Raw genomic sequence first — 18,044 nt, forward strand, 5'->3', positions numbered from 1 at the left:
GCGCGGGCCCGGCTGCACGCCGGGCCTGCCTGCCCAGAGCCCCTTATCATGTTCCAGCCCTCACCCTGGCGCGCCGATTTCCCGGCCATCGCCGCCCTGCAACGCCAGCACCAGACATACCTGGACAATGCGGCGACCACTCAGAAACCCCAGGCCCTGCTCGATGCACTGGCCCACTATTACCAACACGGCGCCGCCAACGTGCACCGTGCCCAGCACCTGCCCGGCGCACTGGCGACCCAGGCCTTCGAGGCCAGCCGCGAGAAAGTCGCGCAGTGGCTCAATGCTGCCAGCCCCAGCCAGGTGATCTTCACCCATGGCGCCACCAGCGCCCTCAACCTGTTGGCCTATGGCCTTCAAGGCCAATTCCAGGCAGGCGATGAAATAGCCGTCAGCGCCCTGGAGCACCATGCCAACCTGCTGCCCTGGCAACAACTGGCGCTGCGCGCTGGCCTGAAGCTGGTGGTGCTGCCCCTGACCGCCGCCGGCCTGATTGACCTGGAGGCCGCGCGCCAGCTGATCGGCCCGCGTACGCGGCTGCTGGCGGTGAGCCAGTTGTCCAACGTGCTCGGCGCCTGGCAGCCACTGGAAGCCTTGCTGGCCTTGGCCAAGGCCCACGGCGCCCTGACCGTGGTCGACGGTGCGCAGGGCGTGGTCCATGGCCGCCACGACGTGCAGCGACTGGGCTGCGACTTCTACGTATTTTCCAGCCACAAGCTGTACGGCCCGGACGGTGTCGGCGTGCTCTATGGGCGCAGCGAGGCCCTGGGCAAACTGGCCCACTGGCAATTCGGCGGGGAAATGGTACACGTTGCCGACTACCACAGCGCCAGTTTCCACCCGGCCCCCCTGGGCTTCGAGGCGGGCACGCCGCCAGTGGCCGGGGTGATTGGCCTGGGGGCCACCCTGGACTACCTGGCCAGCCTGGACCAGGCGGCGGTCATTGCCCATGAACAGGCCCTGCACGGTCTGTTACTGCGCGGGCTGCACGACCGCGAAGGCGTGCGCCTGCTGGGCGAGCCGAAACTGGCCCTGGCCAGCTTCGTGGTCGAGGGCGTGCACAATGCCGACCTCGCCCACCTGTTGACCGAGCAGGGCATCGCCGTACGCGCCGGCCATCACTGCGCCATGCCCTTGCTCAAGGGCTTGGGGCTGGCGGGAGCCATCCGCGTGTCGCTGGGGCTCTATAACGACAGCGATGACCTGCAGCGCTTTTTCGAGGCGCTGGACAAGGCACTGGAGATGCTGCGATGAGCCTGTCGACACACGCCGCCGAGGCGCTGCACGCGTTCGAACAGGCCGCAGGCTGGGAACAGCGGGCGCGGCTGTTGATGCAATGGGGAGAGCGACTGCCCCCCCTGAGTGACGTAGAAAGGAGCCCCGAGCACCTGGTGCACGGCTGCGAAAGTCAGGTGTGGTTGATCGCCAGCCAGGCAGACGGCCACTGGCAGTTTCGCGCCAACAGCGATGCGCGGATGATCCGCGGGTTGCTGGCATTGCTGCTGGTGCGTGTCGAAGGCCTGGGTGCCGATGAGCTGATGGCCATCGACCTGCCGGCATGGTTCAACCAGCTGGGCCTGGGGCGGCAACTGTCGCCGTCGCGCAGCAACGGGTTGAACGCGGTGCTCAAGCGCATGGCTGAGCTCGCGGGCCAAGCCCGGGGGTGAGTCAGCCGCGCTCCGATGGCCGGCGGGTGCCCGCCACCAGCTTGTCCACCGCGCGCGCGGCGGCCACCATGCCGAAGGTGGCCGTGACCATCATCACCGCGCCAAAGCCACCGGCGCAGTCCAGCTTGACCCCCTCGCCCACGAACGCCTTTGACAGGCACACCCCGCCATCGGCCTTGGGGTAGCGCAACTGTTCGGTGGAATACACGCACGGCACGCTGTAATGGCGCGACGTGTTGCGTGAAAAACCGTAGTCGCGGCGCAGAGTGGACCGCACATTGGCGGCCAACGGGTCATTGTAGGTGCGGTTCAGGTCCACCACCTGGATCTGTGTGGGGTCTACCTGGCCACCCGCGCCGCCGGTGGTGATGATGCCGATCTTGCGCCGCTTGCACCAGGCGATCAGCGCCGCCTTGGCGTTGACGCTGTCGATGCAGTCGATAACGTAATCCAGGTCGGCGGTGATGTACTCGGCCATGGTGTCACGGGTGACGAAGTCGGCCACCGCATGCACGGTGCACGCCGGGTTGATGGCTCGCAGACGTTCGGCCATGACCTCGACCTTGGGCTTGCCAACGTTGCCGTCCAGCGCATGTAGCTGGCGGTTGGTGTTGCTGACGCATACATCGTCCAGGTCAAACAGCGATATCTCCCCCACACCACTGCGGGCCATGGCTTCGGCCGCCCAGGAACCCACGCCGCCAATGCCGACAACGGCCACATGGGCGGCGCGCAAGCGCTGCATCCCCTCGCGGCCGTACAGCCGGGCAATACCTTCGAAACGTGGATCGTCTGTGCTCATGGACCTGGACCTCAAAAACCGGCGCGCATTATAGGCCTGTCGACCGCCGAGTTCACCTTCGTCGGTCTTTTTTGCGGTCTGCTAAGGAAATGGACTACACATTAGAGGGAAGAACTTAAAATGACATTTTCACTCTAATCGTATGTTTTCGGACAATTCCTATACACACTTGTAAGGTGCAGAGTAGGATGCGCGCCGATTCGGCGCCTGTCGCCGGCACTCCCCGTTCCCCCGTCTCGGAACCAGAACCCCCTATGTCATCGCGTAAATTTGGTCTCAACCTGGTGATAGTCGTCGCGATCGCGGCACTCTTCACCGGTTTCTGGGCGCTGATCAACCGCCCGGTCAGCGCCCCCGACTGGCCTGAACAAATCTCCGGTTTCTCCTACTCGCCGTTCCGCCTGGGCCAAAGCCCGCAGAAAGAGCAGTACCCCACTGACGACGAAATGCGCCAGGACCTGGAGCAACTGAGCAAGCTCACCGACAGCATCCGTATCTACTCGGTAGACGGCACCCAGGCGGATATCCCCAAGATCGCCGAGGAATTCGGCCTGCGGGTGACGGTGGGCGTGTGGATCAGCCCGGACCTGGAGCGTAACGAGCGGGAAATTGCCAAGGCCATCGAACTGGCCAACACCACCCGCAGTGTCGTACGCGTGGTAGTGGGCAACGAGGCGCTGTTCCGCAAGGAGGTCACGGTCAAGGACCTGGAAGCCTATCTGGACCGCGTCCGCGCGGCCGTCAAGGTACCGGTGACCACCTCCGAACAATGGCACATCTGGGAGCACAACCCGTCGCTGGCCAAGCACGTGGACCTGATCGCCGCGCACATCCTGCCGTACTGGGAATTCATCCCGGTGGACAAGGCCGAGCAGTTCGTCCTGGACCGCGCCCGCGAACTCAAGCACCTGTTCCCGAAAAAGCCGTTGCTGTTGTCTGAGGTGGGCTGGCCGAGCAACGGGCGCATGCGCGGTGGCGCCGACGCGACCCAGGCCGACCAGGCCATTTACCTGCGCACGCTGGTCAATAAGCTCAACCGCCAGGGCTACAACTACTTCGTGATCGAAGCCTACGACCAGCCGTGGAAGGCCAGTGACGAGGGCTCGGTGGGCGCCTACTGGGGCGTGTACAACGCCCAGCGCCAGCAGAAGTTCAACTTCGAAGGGCCGGTGGTGGCCATTCCCCAATGGCGCGTACTGGCCGTGGGTTCGGTGGTGCTGGCCATGCTCTCGCTGGCCCTGCTGCTGATCGATGGCTCGGCCCTGCGCCAGCGGGGCCGTACTTTCCTGACCTTCATTGCCTTCCTGTGCGGTTCGGTGCTGGTATGGATCGGCTACGACTACAGCCAGCAATACAGCACCTGGTTCAGCCTCACCGTGGGCTTCCTCCTGGCCCTGGGAGCGCTGGGGGTGTTCATCGTGCTGCTCACCGAGGCCCATGAACTAGCCGAAGCCGTATGGATTCACAAGCGCCGGCGCGAATTCCTGCCCGTGGAAGGTGACTCCACCTACCGGCCGAAGGTGTCCATTCATGTGCCGTGCTACAACGAGCCACCGGATATGGTCAAACAGACCCTGGACGCGCTCGCGGCATTGGACTATCCGGACTACGAAGTCCTGATCATCGACAACAACACCAAGGACCCGGCGGTGTGGGAACCGGTTCAGGCCTACTGCCAGACGCTGGGCCCGCGCTTCAAGTTCTTCCACGTCGCACCGCTGGCCGGTTTCAAGGGCGGTGCGCTGAACTACCTGATTCCGCACACCGCGCCAGACGCCGAAGTGATCGCCGTGATCGACTCCGACTACTGCGTGGACAAGAACTGGCTCAAGCACATGGTGCCGCACTTCGCCGACCCGAAGATCGCCGTGGTGCAATCGCCCCAGGACTACCGCGACCAGAACGAGAGTACCTTCAAGAAACTCTGCTATTCGGAATACAAGGGCTTCTTCCACATCGGCATGGTGACCCGCAACGACCGCGACGCGATCATTCAGCACGGCACCATGACCATGACCCGCCGCTCGGTACTCGAAGAGCTGGGCTGGGCGGACTGGTGCATCTGTGAAGACGCTGAACTGGGCCTGCGCGTGTTCGAGAAAGGCTACTCGGCTGCGTACTACCACAACAGCTACGGCAAGGGCCTGATGCCCGACACATTCATCGACTTCAAGAAGCAGCGCTTTCGCTGGGCCTACGGTGCCATCCAGATCATCAAGCGCCACACCGCCAGCCTGCTGCGCGGCAAGGACACCGAACTGACCCGTGGGCAGCGCTACCACTTCCTGGCCGGCTGGCTGCCGTGGGTCGCCGACGGCATGAACATTTTCTTCACCGTGGGCGCACTGCTGTGGTCGGCGGCCATGATCATCGTGCCGCAACGGGTCGACCCGCCCCTGTTGATCTTCGCCATCCCGCCCTTGGCGCTGTTCGTCTTCAAGGTGGGCAAGATCGTGTTCCTGTACCGCCGCGCGGTGGGTGTGAACCTCAAGGACGCCTTTGCCGCCGCGCTGGCGGGTCTGGCGCTGTCGCACACCATTGCCAAGGCCGTGCTGTACGGGTTCTTCACCACCAGCATCCCGTTCTTCCGTACACCGAAAAACGCCGACAGCCACGGTTTGCTGGTAGCCATTTCCGAAGCCCGGGAAGAACTGTTCATCATGCTGCTGCTGTGGGGCGCCGCCTCGGGTATCTGCCTGGTGCAGGGCCTGCCCAGCAATGACATGCGCCTGTGGGTGACCATGTTGCTGGTGCAGTCGCTACCTTACCTGGCCTCGCTGATCATGGCCTTCCTGTCGTCGCTGCCCAAACCGGCGCCAGCGCCGGAACCCGCCACCGCCCAGTAACCCGTGAAGCCCGCGCAAGCGGGCTTTCGGTGGGTGCCAAACGTTGCAATGCAACCCACAATAACGTCCTGTTTGAATCATTTTATACCTTAGTTGCAACGACTATTACGCCGGTATAAAAACCCTTGTGCCAGAGGGTATTCAAACATGAACTTACCGCACGCCGACAATAATGAAAAAACATTCGCGGACTACTGGAACGGAAAAAAATCCTTCCCCCCCGCCTGGCCAGCGAAAGTGTCAGGCTTTTCCTACGCTCCGTTCAAAGCCGGGCAAACGCCTGGCACGGCCAAGACAGTGCCTGAAGAAGGAATCCGTGATGACCTGAAGTTATTGCAACAATTCACCGATCATGTCCGCTGCTATTCAAGCACCGGTGCAAACAAGGCCATCGCTGAAATCGCCGTATCACTGGGCATCACAGTGACCCTCGGCATCTGGATCGGCGAAGACCTGGAGCAGAACGAAGCGGAACTGGCCGCTGGCATCGCACTGGCCAACAGCACCCTCAGCGTGGTGCGCGTGATCGTCGGTAACGAGTCGCTGTTCAAACGACTGATATCGCCCGAACAGATGATCCACTATCTGGACCGCGTCAGGCAGGCTGTACAGGTACCGGTCACGACAGCGGAGCCCTGGCATCTATGGTCCGTGTACCCAGAACTTATCGAGCACGTCGACCTTATTGCCGCCCATGTGCTGCCTTACTGGGAATTCATCGAAGCCCGGGATGCCTGCCCCATCATCCTGGCGCGGGCTGCCCAATTGCAGGCGCTGTACCCTCGAAAGAAAATTCTGTTGGCTGAAGTAGGCTGGCCTAGCCAGGGCCACCTCATAGGCGGTAAACCCACAACTCCTTCTGAGCAGGCAATACTGCTGAGGTCATTGACCCATGCCCTGAACGACCAGGCGATCGACTATTTTCTCATCGAAGCCTTCGACCAGCCTTGGAAAATCGACGAGGGTAACTCGGGGCCCCACTGGGGCATTTTCGACGGCACCCGTCGACCGAAATTTCCGTTCCAGGGGCCCGTCGATAACCGCACACGCTGGAGGAACCTGTTTCCACTGCTTGTTAGCCGGATGGCGTTACGCAAGCGTGGCTGGCTGTTTCTGGCGGTTGTGGGCATGGCGGCGCTGGTGTTCGCCGGCGCAGGCGTCGTGATGGGCGCCGCGCAGGCATTTACACCCTATGCTCTGGGAGCAGCGGCCCTGTGGACAGCGTTGATCGGCGTCGCGCTGTTTTCCCAAGCCCATGAAATGGCAGAAGCTGCCTGGTCACTGCATCACCGTCGCGTGTTCTACCCGGTGACCTACCCCCGCGCCTATCGCCCGAAAGTGTCCATACATGTGCCCTGTCACAATGAACCGGCCGCCATGGTCATGCAGACCTTGGACGCACTGGCGCAATTGGACTATCCCGATTACGAAGTGCTGGTGATCGATAACAACACCCCACTGGCCGCGACCTGGCTGCCGGTACAAGCTCACTGCCGGGCTCTCGGCCAGCGCTTCAGGTTTTATCATGTTTCCAATTTGCAAGGGTTCAAGGCCGGCGCCCTGAATTACGCGTTGGCACTAACGGCCGCTGACGCAGAACTGGTGGCGGTGATCGATTCGGACTATTGCGTGCACCGTGACTGGCTCAAACAACTGGCACCGCTGATGCTGGATCCGCACCTGGGGTTCATTCAGTCGCCGCAAGACTACCGGGACCACCACATAAATCTCTACAACCAGATTTGTTATGACGAATACCGTACGTTCTTCCATGTCGGAATGGTCATCCGCAATAACTACGATGCCATCATTCAACATGGCACCATGACCATCATCCGAAAGTCGGTACTGGATCAATTGAAATGGTCGCCCTGGTGCATTTGTGAAGATGCGGAACTGGGCCTGAATATCCTGAGCCATGGTTATTCCAGTGCCTACTGCACCGATAGCTACGGCCGAGGGCTTATCCCCCATACCTTCGAAGACTTTCAAAAACAGCGATTTCGCTGGGCGTACGGCGCGGTGCAAATCCTCAGGCACCATCGGCGGGCGCTGGTGCGGCCCGGGAAACTGAGTATTGCCCAACGCTACCACTTTGTCGTGGGCTGGCTACCCTGGCTCGGCAATGGCATCGCGCTGCCACTGACCCTGGCTAGCCTTGCGTGGTCGGTGTTGATGGTGGTGGCGCCCACCCAGCGCCCTGCCCCCTGGTTGCTGACCCTTCCGATACTGGCGCTAACCCTCTTCAAACTGGTCAAGATAGCGTTCATCTACCTGCGCGTCATGGGGCTGCATTTCAAACACGCATTGCTTGCCACCGTCGGCGGCATGGCCCTTCACCACACCATTGCCAAAGCCGTGATTTACGGCGCCATCAGCGAGCACATGCCATTCGTGCGCACGCCCAAATACCCCAAGTCCCAAGGCTGGCGCCGTTCGCTGCACAGCGTGCGCGATGAGTTGGCTTTGGCGGTCGCCCTGATGGCAGCAGGGGGTGGCATCCAAACACGTCACGGCTTCGCCTCGTTCGACCTGCTGCTGTGGCAACTCCTGCTGCTGGCTGAATCGCTGCCGTACCTAGCCGCGCTGTTCATGGCGTTCCTGGGGTGGCATTGCAACGCGGCCGACACCGTGAACGCGCCAGGACCGCTGGCGGAGAGCAGCCCGCCCCCCAGCTCAGAGCGAGAAATTTCCTAGGACAAATCACAAAATCAAACAGAACCGTCTGATAGGGCCGCCCAAGTCACATCCTTAAACTTTCTCTCGTTGGAGTCACCCAGGGAATCCCCTGAGGACTTCAGTCAACACTTAACCAAGAGAAAGGAACACGTTCATGATTCGCACTCCAAAAAGCCTCATCGCCGTTTGCCTGCTGGCTGCCAGCTCCGCCGCCATGGCGGCTACCACCGCCGAACTGACCGTCAAGGGCCAGGTCGTTCCGACCGCTTGCGAACCCTCCTTCGCCAACGCTGGCGTGGTGGAATATCAACTGTCCCACGCCGACCTGAACCCCGACGCTACCCTGCCTACCACCGTGGCACCGAAGAACCTGGCCTTCACCATCCAGTGCACCAGCGCCACGCCAGTAGCCACCACCTGGGTCGACAACAAGCCTGAGCACAACGACAACCCATCCCATGTCAACTACTTCGGTTTCGGCAAGGATGCCAACGGCGATGCCATCGGCCGCCTGTGGGTACAGCACCCTGGCAGCAAGGCGTTGGGCGACGGCAAGCCAGTGGACGTGATCCACAGCACCGACAAGACCACCTGGACCAAGAACAACTACGGTCAGGTGAGCAAGCAGCACTTCACTTCGTTCGCCGCCGAAGGTGAAACCACCCCAGGTGCCTACAGCGTCTACAGCGGCAACCTGCAGCTCAAGCCGACCATTCGCGCCACCGAGCAGATGGACATGTCCAGCGCGCTGGAAATCGACAGCAGCCTGACCATGGAAGTCGTTTACCTGTAAACGGCAACCCGGGCGCCATGACCCCGCATGGCGCCCGTTTCACCCTCGCACGCCCCCATTTTTTTCCATCAGAGCTCCCGATGAACCTGCCCAAACCCTTTCTGCGGCTGGTAGTGCCCGTGCTCGCCCTCGGTTTAGCCGCCCAGGCCATGGCCGCCGGGATGGTGCCCGACACTACCGTGCTGCGCGTCAACGCAGCGGATGGCGAAGCCAGCCTGAATGTCACCAACACCGACCAGGCCGCCGCCCTGCTGTACACCTCACTGACCGACCTTGAGCAACAGCCCCAGGCCTACCTGCTGGCCAGCCCTCCCGTTACCCGGGTAGAGGCTGGGGAGAAACAGCTGGTGCGCTTTATGCTGAAACCGGGGCAGACCATCACCGAGCAGCACATGCTGCGGGTGATCTTCGAAGGCATCCCCGAACGTCGGCTGGGCAACCCCAGCGACCTGAACGTCACCGTACGCCAGAATTTGCCCGTGATCCTGCATCCCAAGGGCCTGGCCGAAGACCCGCAGCCCTGGAAGCGCCTGGCTTGGCGCCAGGACGCCAGCACGATCACGCTGAGCAACGACAGCCCCTATGTGGTCCGCCTGAGCCAGCACGTCACGCTGCTGCCGGACAAGATCAACCTGGCTTTGCCACATACCTACGTGCTGCCGCGCAGCCACCTGGTGATTGACCTGCCCGCGCCGCTGAAACCCGGCCAGCCGCGCTCAGTGCGCCTGCACCCGGCCAGCCCTTACGGCTTTCAGGGCAAGCCTTACGAAGCGCCGCTGACCTGCGCGCCCGACGCACAAGGCTGCCTGCAATGAACCCGGCCACCCCTCGGCCATGTTGGCCACTGTATTGGGCGATGAGCGCCTGTATCCTGCCGTTGCCCAGCCATGCCGCCACCGCCGGCTTCGACGCGCAAACCCTGAAGCAACGGGGCATCGACCCAAGCCTGAGCCAGTATTTCGCCCAGGCGCCACGCTTTGCACCCGGTGTGCGTCGGGTCAACCTCACCCTGAACGGCAAGGCCCTGGGTGCAGTCGACACGCGCTTCGACGATCAGGGCCAGCTCTGCTTCGACGCCCAACTGCTCGCCAAGGCCGGCCTGCGCACCCCGTCCCAGGCGACGCCTGGCAGCGGTTGCCATGACTACCTGGTGGCGTTCCCGCGCACGGTGGTCAAACTTCGCCCTGAACGCCAACAGGTCGACCTGCTGGCCAGCGATGACAGCCTCGAGCGCGCGCCCACGCGTACGGCACCGTTCCAGGGCGGTGGCAGTGCCGCCACGCTCAACTACGAGCTGTATGGCGCCGCCAACCAGTTCCTGGGCCACTCCAGCCACTACACGGCCGCCAATGCCGAACTGGGGGTCAACCTGGGCGACTGGCTGGTGCGCAGCCGCCACAGCTACAGTGCCTTCAATGACCGTGCTCATACCGAGAACCTTTATACCTACGCCCAGAAGACCCTGGTCGAACAGGGCAGCATCCTCCAGCTGGGCGAACTGAACATCAGCCACTCGGTACTGCCCGGCGCGCCCATCACCGGCCTGCAATGGGTACCGGAAGCCGCGCTGCAACGTCGCGGGCACAGCGGCGTGCAGGTGCAGGGGTTCGCCCAGGACAACGCCCGGGTCGAAGTCCGCCAGGCCGGCGCCTTGATTCATGATCAGATGGTGCCCGCCGGTCCCTTCGAATTGCGCGACCTGGCGCTGTTCAACAGCAGCAGCGACCTGGACGTGCGAGTGATCGAAACCAGTGGCCGCGAGCAACGCTTCAGTGTACCGGCCATCAACCTGGGCACCGCGACCCGGGTGGCAGGCGGGTTTTCGTTCGCCCTGGGCAAGGTGCGTACCTTCCACTCCGACGACCTCAACGCCCCGCTGATGGCCACGGCCTCCAACGGCTGGTTGCTGGGCGAACGCTACCGCTTCGCCCTGGGCGGCACGCTGGGCGACCATGACTACCGCGCCACCGGCATGACCCTGGACACCGGTTTCGGCCCCGACATCTCGCTGGGCCTGGGCACCCTGCTGTCCCACGGCGGCCCCCAGGGCACCAGCGGCGCCCAGTTCAACGGGCAACTCTCGGTAAAATGGCCCCACGGGCTGTCCACCGGGCTGAACCTGAGCCGCGAGACACCCGGCTACCGTGACCTGTCCGACACCCTGGCCCGGCGCTACGACGAACGCCAGTACTACCGCAGCAGCCGCGACCAGTTCGGGCTGTCGGTGAGCTGGTTCAACCCGACGTTCGGCGCGCTGTCGGCCACTTACGCCAGCGCGGTGCAGTTCAACGGTCAGCGCAGCGACTTCATCACCGGCAGTTGGAACCGCAACGTCGGCCAGGTGAACCTGGGGCTGCGCGTGGAACACAACACCCGGCAACTACGCCGCTACCGCGCCGATCACGAGCGCTTCGACCGCCAGGAGCAATCGGCGGTGTACCTCACCGCCAGCCTGCCGCTGGGCAGCGGCAGCCGCCTGCGCAGTTATGCCGGCCGCCGTGGGGAACGCAACACCTATGGCAGCACCCTCAACAGCCAGCTCAGCGACCGCGTGCAGACCAGTTTGAGCGCCGAGTACGAAGCGCCGGATGCCCGCCAGTCACTCAGCGCCGGGCTCAACCTGCTGACCGACAGCGCCCGCACGCAACTCTCGGTGACCCAGGGCAACGAAGGCCGGCGGGGCGCCAGCCTCCAGGCCAGCGGCGCGGTGGCCGTGCACGGTGACGGCGTGACCTTCTCGCCGTACGCCATCGGGGACACCTTCGCCATCGCCCGCGTGGGCGATGTGGCCGGCATCAAGTTGCAGACACCCAGCGGCCCGGTATGGACCGACCGCTCGGGGCAAGCGGTGGTCGCGCAACTGCCGGCCTATCAGCCCAGCCAGGTGGAAGTCGCCACCCGCAGCCTGCCAAGGGCGGTGGACGTGGTCAACGGCCACCAAGCGATCACGGCCGGGCGTGGCTCGGTGCACCGTCTGGGCTTCTCCGTGGTGCACAACCGCCGCGTACTGTTGACCCTGGACGCCGCCAGCCGCGCGCGCTTGAACAAGGGCGACAGCGTGGTCGACGCGCAAGGTCAGTTCGTGACTGCCGTGCTGGATGGCGGCCAGGTATTCCTGGAAAACGCCGACGCCCAGGGCTTGAGCGTGTCACGCCAGGGCCAACGGCTATGCACACTGGGCTTCGACCTGCCCGCGCAGCCCGATCTGGACAGCCCCTACGAACAGTTGGACGCCCATTGCCCGTCAACCTGAGGCTTACACGATGAATCGACTGAACCTTGCCCTGGGCCTCGCCCTGGCCTGCACTGCCGCCGGCACCCAGGCAGCCGAGCCCTGCCGCATCGCGCTGGACCAGCCAGAGCTCGACTACGGGGTGCTGCAACTGCCCACCGGAAGCCGCCTGGACAGTTTCCAACAGGCCCATGCGCTGCCCGAGCGCACTGTACGGGTTCGCATCAGTTGTCCCGTGCCCGGGCCACTGGCCGTGGACCTGACAGGGGCCAGCGCGGGCGGCCAGGCGCGCTTCGCCGAGGCAGGCCACCTGCGCCTGCAACTGACCCAGGCCACCGTCGACGGTGCGGTGGTGGACCTGGCCAACGTCAACCAGGGCCCGACCGGGCAACGCGAGCTGGAGGTGCAACCCGGCCAGCGGATCGTGCCCGTCAACGCCGGCCAGCCGGTACTGGGCAGCGAGTGGGCGATGACCCTGCTCGTCACCCCGAGCCTGCCGCTGGGGGAACTGCGCCGCGCGGACGAAACCCAGTTGCAGGGCAGCCTGGCCCTGCAACTGGCCGAGTAGCGCACCGGCAAGGGCCGAATGGCGAAAGGGCCGTACACTGGGGGCAATTTGCTTTACCATTACGGCCCTTCATTGCCCGTTCTGTATCCGGAGTCTTTCATGACGGCCCACGCCGACCTTTCGCCCACGCTGCAACTCGCTTGCGACCTGATCCGCCGCCCTTCGGTGACCCCTGTGGACGCCGATTGCCAGAAGCTGATGATGCAGCGCCTGGGGGATGCCGGCTTTACGCTCGAACCCATGCGGATCGAAGACGTCGACAACTTCTGGGCCAGCCACGGCACCCAGGAAGGCCCGGTGCTGTGCTTCGCCGGCCACACCGACGTGGTGCCCACCGGCCCGGTCGCGGCCTGGCAGAATGACCCCTTCGACGCCCTGATCGACGCCGACGGCATGCTGTGCGGCCGTGGCGCCGCCGACATGAAAGGCAGCCTGGCGGCCATGCTGGTGGCGGCCGAGCGTTTCGTCGGCGACTACCCCGACCATCGCGGCAGCGTCACCTTCCTGATCACCAGTGACGAAGAGGGCCCTGCCCATCACGGCACCAAGGCCGTGGTCGAGCGCCTGGCCGCGCGCAACGAGCGCCTGGACTGGTGCATCGTCGGCGAACCCTCGAGCACCCGCCTGGTGGGCGATGTGGTGAAGAACGGCCGTCGTGGTTCCCTGGGCGCCACCCTGACCGTGCGCGGCAAGCAAGGGCACGTGGCCTACCCGCACCTGGCTCGCAACCCCATTCACCTAGCAGCCCCGGCCCTGGCGGAACTGGCGGCCGAACATTGGGATGACGGCAACGCCTTCTTCCCGCCGACCAGCTTCCAGGTCTCGAACCTGAATGCGGGCACGGGCGCCACCAACGTGATTCCCGGCGAACTGACCGCGGTGTTCAACTTCCGCTTCTCCACCGAATCCACGGTGGAAGGGCTCAAGGCCCGGGTCGCGGCGATCCTCGACAAACACGAACTGGACTGGCACGTGGACTGGGCGCTGTCGGGCCTGCCGTTCCTCACCGAGCCCGGGGCATTGCTGGACGCGGTGTCGGCCAGCATCAAGGCCGTCACCGGCCGTGACACCCAGGCCTCCACCAGCGGCGGTACCTCCGATGGCCGCTTCATCGCCACCCTGGGCACCCAGGTGGTCGAACTGGGCCCGGTCAACGCTACGATTCACCAGGTCAACGAGCGCGTGCTGGCCAGCGACCTCGACGTGTTGACCGAGATCTACTACCAGACCCTGGTGAAGCTGCTCGCATGATGCTCACCTGCCCCATTTGCAACGCTGGCCTGGCCAAGGCCGGCAACGGCGTGGTGTGCCCCGCCGGGCACAGCTTCGACCGCGCCCGCCAGGGTTACCTGAACCTGTTGCCGGTGCAGCACAAGAACAGCCGCGACCCGGGTGACAACCAGGCCATGGTCGAGGCCCGCCGCGACTTCCTCAACGCCGGTCACTACGCCCCCGTGGCCCAGCGCCTGGCGGAACTGGCGGCCGAGCGCCAGCCCGGGCGCTGGCTCGACATCGGCTGCGGCGAAGGCTATTACACCGCGCAGATCGCCGAAGCCCTGCCCCGGGCCGACGGCTACGCCCTGGACATCTCCCGCGAAGCCGTGAAGCGCGCGTGCAAGCGCAACCCGGCAGTCACCTGGCTGGTGGCAAGCATGGCACGCATTCCGCTGCCCGACGCCAGCTGCCAGTTTCTGGCCAGCGTCTTCAGCCCGCTGGACTGGCAGGAAGCCAAGCGCCTGCTGGTGCCCGGTGGCGGCCTGATGCGCGTGGGGCCCACCCGCGAGCACCTGATGGAGTTGCGCGAACAGCTTTATGATGAAGTGCGCGAATACGTGGACGACAAGCATCTGCTGCAAGTGCCCGAGGGCATGGCGCTGGCCCACAGCGAGACCCTGAAATTCAAGATCAAGCTGATCGACGGCCCGTCGCGTGCCAACCTGCTGGCCATGACACCCCACGGCTGGCGTGCCAGTGCCGAACGTCGCGCCCAGGTCATCGAGCAGCCACGCCCCTTCGTGGTGACCGTGTCCATGCGTTACGATTATTTCGTGCTGCAACCCTGATTCCAAGTGAGTACGTCCATGCGCCAACCCGATATCGAGATTTACCTCAAAGACGCCGACGTCGACCACAAGGCCATCGCCGCCTGGCTGGGCGAGGCCCTGGGCCCGTGCAGCGACTGGGTGCAGAAAGGCCAGACGTGGAAATGCACCGCTGGCGGCGTGCCCGTGACCTGGCTGCCCAAGGCCGTGGGCAAGTGGAACAGCCTGTACCTGGAAAGCGACCAGACCCCTTGGGATGACGACATCGCCTGTGCCCGCGCCGCGTTCGCCGCGTTGCAGGTGGAAGTGCGCTGCGCCCCGGGCAGTTGGGTGGAAGAGGAAGGCGAGGAAAGCGCTGACACCTGGATTCGCGTCAGCGAAGAGGGCGAAGAGCAGATCACCTGGCGTACCAGCTGAACTCCCAGGCAACCCTCCAAGAGTACCGGGCGAAGCTCGGGAGGCGGGTAACCCGATCGATCGGGCCTTGCTTTTCCCGAGCTTGCCCGCTGCTGCAAACGTGCAGCGCAGTCCTCAGAGGCCCTGCACGTCCTCGGCCTGCGGGCCCTTGGGGCCGTCGACCAGGGCGTATTCCACCTGCTGCCCCTCTACCAGCGAGCGATGCCCCTCGCCGCGGATGGCGCGAAAGTGCACGAACACGTCCGCCCCGCCCTCACGCTGGATAAAGCCATAGCCCTTGGCATCGTTGAACCACTTGACGCTTCCTGTCTCACGAGACGACATCGGCACTACTCCGTTTATTTCTATTTATGGACCCGCTGTTGCCCGCCCCCTGAGAGGCCGGCGCTCCTTTGGCAGGCGCGGTCGAGTATAGGCCGCGCCTGTCACAATTATTATGACGGCGGCGCTTTTTGCCAGACGATCGACCCTGTACAGTGCCGAGCATCCGTTTCAAGCAAGCACAGGCCTTATGACCCGTTTCCCGTTCCGCCGTTTTGCCTTTGGCACCCTGCGCCGACTGCTGTACCTGTGGGTCCGTTCCGAGACCATCAACCAGTCGTCATTCACCCTGAACCTGGACCGCAGCCGGCCGGTGTTCTACGTGTTGCAGTCGCCGTCGGCCAGTGACCTGGCGGTGCTGGACACCGAATGCACCAAGGCCGGCCTGCCGCGCCCGGTGTTGCCGGTGGCGGTCGGCGATCGGGTAGAACCCGCTGCGTTCTTCTACCTTACCCCCGCCCCGGACTGGCTAGGGCGCCAGGACAAGCGCGGCGCACCGCCGACCCTGGAGCGGTTGATCGCGGCCATCAGCCAGAATGCCGAAGAAGATGCACAAATCATTCCCGTCAGCGTGTTCTGGGGCCAATCGCCCGCCAGCGAGTCCAGCCCCTGGAAGCTGTTGTTCGCCGACAGCTGGGCCGTCACAGGCCGTCTGCGCCGGCTGGTCAGCATCCTGATCCTGGGCCGCAAGACCCGCGTGCAATTCTCCGCACCTATCCATTTGCGCGAACTGGTTGCCCAGAACAAGGACCACGAACGCACCCTGCGCATGGCCCAACGCCTCTTGAGGGTGCATTTTCGTAACCTCAAGGCCGCGGTCATTGGTCCGGATATTTCCCACCGGCGTAACCTGGTGAAGGGCCTGATCCACGACAGCCAAGTGCGCCAGGCCATCAGCGAAGAAGCCGAGCGGCAGAACATTCCCCTGGCCAAGGCCGAGGCGCAGGCCTTGCGCTATGGCAATGAGATTGCCTCGGACTACACCTACACCGCCATCCGCTTCCTGGAGGTGGTGCTCAGCTGGTTCTGGAACAAGATCTACGACGGCATCAAGGTCAACCACCTCGAAGGCGTGCAGCAGATCGCCCCCGGGCACGAGGTCATCTATGTGCCCTGCCATCGCAGCCACATCGACTACCTGCTGCTGTCCTACCTGCTGTTTCGCAACGGCCTGACGCCCCCGCACATTGCCGCGGGCATCAACCTGAACATGCCGGTCATCGGTGGCCTGCTGCGCCGCGGCGGCGCCTTCTTCATGCGCCGCACCTTCAAGGGCAACCCGCTGTACACGGCGGTGTTCAACGAATACCTGCACACCCTGTTCACCAAGGGCTTCCCGGTGGAGTATTTCGTCGAGGGTGGCCGCTCGCGCACCGGGCGCATGCTGCAACCCAAGACCGGCATGCTGGCGATCACCCTGCGCAGCTTCCTGCGCTCCTCGCGCATGCCCATCGTCTTCGTGCCGGTGTACATCGGCTACGAGCGGGTGCTGGAAGGCCGCACCTATCTGGGCGAGCTGCGCGGGGCCAGCAAGAAGAAAGAATCGATCTTCGACATTTTCAAGGTCATTGGCGCTCTCAAGCAGCGTTTCGGCCAGGTGGCGGTGAACTTCGGCGAACCCATCCGCCTGGCCGAATTCCTCGACACCGAGCAACCCGGCTGGCGCGAACAGGACCACGGCCCGCAGTTCAAGCCCCACTGGCTGCACGAAACCACCCACCGCCTGGGCGCCCAGGTGGCTCGCCACCTCAACGAGGCCGCAGCCATCAACCCGGTGAACCTGGTGGCGCTGGCGCTGTTGTCCACTACACGCCTGGCCCTGGACGATGCCGCCATGGCCCGGGTGCTGGACCTGTACCTGGCGCTGTTGCGCAAGGTGCCCTACTCGCCGCACACCACCCTGCCCGAAGGCGATGGCCGCGCGCTCATCGACCACGTCAAGGCCATGGACCTGCTGTCCGAACAAAGTGACGCCCTGGGCAAGATTCTCTACCTGGGTGAGCAGAACGCGGTACTGATGACCTACTACCGCAACAACGTGTTGCACATCTTCGCCCTGCCCGCCCTCCTGGCCAGCTTCTTCCAGAGCAGCGCACGCATGAGCCGCGAGCAGCTGCTGCGCTATACCCGGGCACTGTACCCGTACCTGCAGGCCGAACTGTTCATTCGCTGGTCGGTAGAGGAACTCGAAGGCGTCATCGATCAATGGCTGGCGGCATTCGTCGAGCAGGGCCTGCTGCGGGTCGAAAACGAGGTCTACCAACGCCCCGCGCCCAGCTCACGCAAGTTCGTGCTGCTGACCCTGCTGTCGCGCAGCATCAACCAGACCCTACAACGCTTCTACATGGCCATCGCCCTGCTGCTCAACAGCGGCCAGAACACCCTCACGGCCGAAGCCCTGGAAGACCTCTGCACCATCATGGCCCAGCGCCTGTCCATCCTGCATGGCCTGAATGCGCCGGAATTCTTCGACAAAAGCCTGTTCCGCCACTTCATCCAGACCCTGCTCGACCAAGGCGTGCTGAGGCGCGACACCGACGGCAAACTGGGTTACCTGGAGGGGCTGGGGGAACTGGCCGAAGGCGCCGCCAAGCGGGTACTGCCGGCCGACCTGCGGCTGTCGATTCGGCAGGTGGCCTTGCACCGTAGCGATGAAGCCTTCCAGGGAAGCTGAAGT

Annotated in this window: 14 protein-coding genes; 12 read left to right on the forward strand and 2 right to left on the reverse strand. The window is 64.0% G+C overall.

What is annotated here, in order from left to right; translation table 11 throughout:
* Positions 1-48 precede the first annotated feature (48 nt).
* The gene (locus HWQ56_RS22175; RefSeq protein WP_158156881.1) at positions 49-1,254 is read left to right on the forward strand and encodes a cysteine desulfurase; all 1,206 of its coding nucleotides are present in this window, start codon (positions 49-51) and stop codon (positions 1,252-1,254) included.
* Positions 1,251-1,667 (forward strand): SufE family protein, encoded by a 417-nt coding sequence (locus HWQ56_RS22180; protein ID WP_176571782.1) that lies wholly within the window; start codon positions 1,251-1,253, stop codon positions 1,665-1,667. The genes HWQ56_RS22175 and HWQ56_RS22180 overlap by 4 nt, the downstream gene beginning before the upstream one ends.
* Before the next feature lies 1 nt (position 1,668).
* Here the strand turns inward: HWQ56_RS22180 and tcdA are convergent, their stop codons facing one another.
* The gene (tcdA, locus tag HWQ56_RS22185; RefSeq protein WP_176571783.1) at positions 1,669-2,469 is read right to left on the reverse strand and encodes a tRNA cyclic N6-threonylcarbamoyladenosine(37) synthase TcdA; all 801 of its coding nucleotides are present in this window, start codon (positions 2,467-2,469) and stop codon (positions 1,669-1,671) included.
* Between the two features lie 254 nt (positions 2,470-2,723).
* Here tcdA and HWQ56_RS22190 point away from each other — a divergent pair, with 254 nt between their 5' ends.
* The 9 genes from HWQ56_RS22190 to HWQ56_RS22230 all read left to right on the forward strand — a co-directional run bounded on the left by HWQ56_RS22190 (position 2,724) and on the right by HWQ56_RS22230 (position 15,046).
* Entirely contained in the window at positions 2,724-5,315 is a 2,592-nt protein-coding gene (locus tag HWQ56_RS22190; RefSeq protein ID WP_176571784.1) for a glycosyltransferase, read from the forward strand.
* Between the two features lie 147 nt (positions 5,316-5,462).
* Positions 5,463-8,012, forward strand: coding sequence for a glycosyltransferase (locus HWQ56_RS22195; RefSeq protein WP_176571785.1), 2,550 nt, complete (start codon positions 5,463-5,465; stop codon positions 8,010-8,012).
* Between the two features lie 136 nt (positions 8,013-8,148).
* The gene (locus tag HWQ56_RS22200) at positions 8,149-8,787 is read left to right on the forward strand and encodes a DUF1120 domain-containing protein (RefSeq protein ID WP_158156888.1); all 639 of its coding nucleotides are present in this window, start codon (positions 8,149-8,151) and stop codon (positions 8,785-8,787) included.
* An 80-nt stretch (positions 8,788-8,867) separates the two neighbouring features.
* A complete protein-coding gene (locus HWQ56_RS22205) occupies positions 8,868-9,602 on the forward strand; it encodes a fimbria/pilus chaperone family protein (RefSeq protein ID WP_176571786.1) in 735 nt (244 codons plus the stop codon).
* A gap of 41 nt (positions 9,603-9,643) precedes the next feature.
* Positions 9,644-12,040 (forward strand): fimbria/pilus outer membrane usher protein, encoded by a 2,397-nt coding sequence (locus HWQ56_RS22210; RefSeq protein WP_176571787.1) that lies wholly within the window; start codon positions 9,644-9,646, stop codon positions 12,038-12,040.
* A gap of 10 nt (positions 12,041-12,050) precedes the next feature.
* The gene (locus HWQ56_RS22215; RefSeq protein ID WP_158156894.1) at positions 12,051-12,587 is read left to right on the forward strand and encodes a DUF1120 domain-containing protein; all 537 of its coding nucleotides are present in this window, start codon (positions 12,051-12,053) and stop codon (positions 12,585-12,587) included.
* 99 nt (positions 12,588-12,686) lie between these two features.
* Positions 12,687-13,838, forward strand: coding sequence for a succinyl-diaminopimelate desuccinylase (dapE, locus tag HWQ56_RS22220; RefSeq protein ID WP_158156896.1), 1,152 nt, complete (start codon positions 12,687-12,689; stop codon positions 13,836-13,838).
* On the forward strand, positions 13,838-14,650 hold the full coding sequence (locus HWQ56_RS22225; protein ID WP_158156914.1) for a putative RNA methyltransferase: 813 nt from the start codon (positions 13,838-13,840) through the stop codon (positions 14,648-14,650). Before dapE ends, HWQ56_RS22225 begins: the two co-directional genes overlap by 1 nt.
* A gap of 18 nt (positions 14,651-14,668) precedes the next feature.
* Positions 14,669-15,046 (forward strand): hypothetical protein, encoded by a 378-nt coding sequence (locus HWQ56_RS22230; RefSeq protein ID WP_158156898.1) that lies wholly within the window; start codon positions 14,669-14,671, stop codon positions 15,044-15,046.
* Positions 15,047-15,160: 114 nt separating this feature from the next.
* Here HWQ56_RS22230 and HWQ56_RS22235 read toward each other — a convergent pair whose 3' ends face one another.
* Positions 15,161-15,370, reverse strand: a complete 210-nt coding sequence (locus HWQ56_RS22235) for a cold-shock protein (RefSeq protein ID WP_008366335.1) — start codon at positions 15,368-15,370, stop codon at positions 15,161-15,163.
* Positions 15,371-15,557: 187 nt separating this feature from the next.
* Between HWQ56_RS22235 and plsB the strand changes: the two genes are divergently transcribed.
* Positions 15,558-18,041: a glycerol-3-phosphate 1-O-acyltransferase PlsB gene (plsB, locus tag HWQ56_RS22240; RefSeq protein ID WP_176571788.1), complete on the forward strand. Its 2,484-nt coding sequence runs from the start codon at positions 15,558-15,560 to the stop codon at positions 18,039-18,041.
* The last annotated feature ends 3 nt before the right edge of the window (positions 18,042-18,044 follow it).

The sequence above is a fragment of the Pseudomonas eucalypticola genome (genome assembly GCF_013374995.1).
Classification (GTDB): domain Bacteria; phylum Pseudomonadota; class Gammaproteobacteria; order Pseudomonadales; family Pseudomonadaceae; genus Aquipseudomonas; species Aquipseudomonas eucalypticola.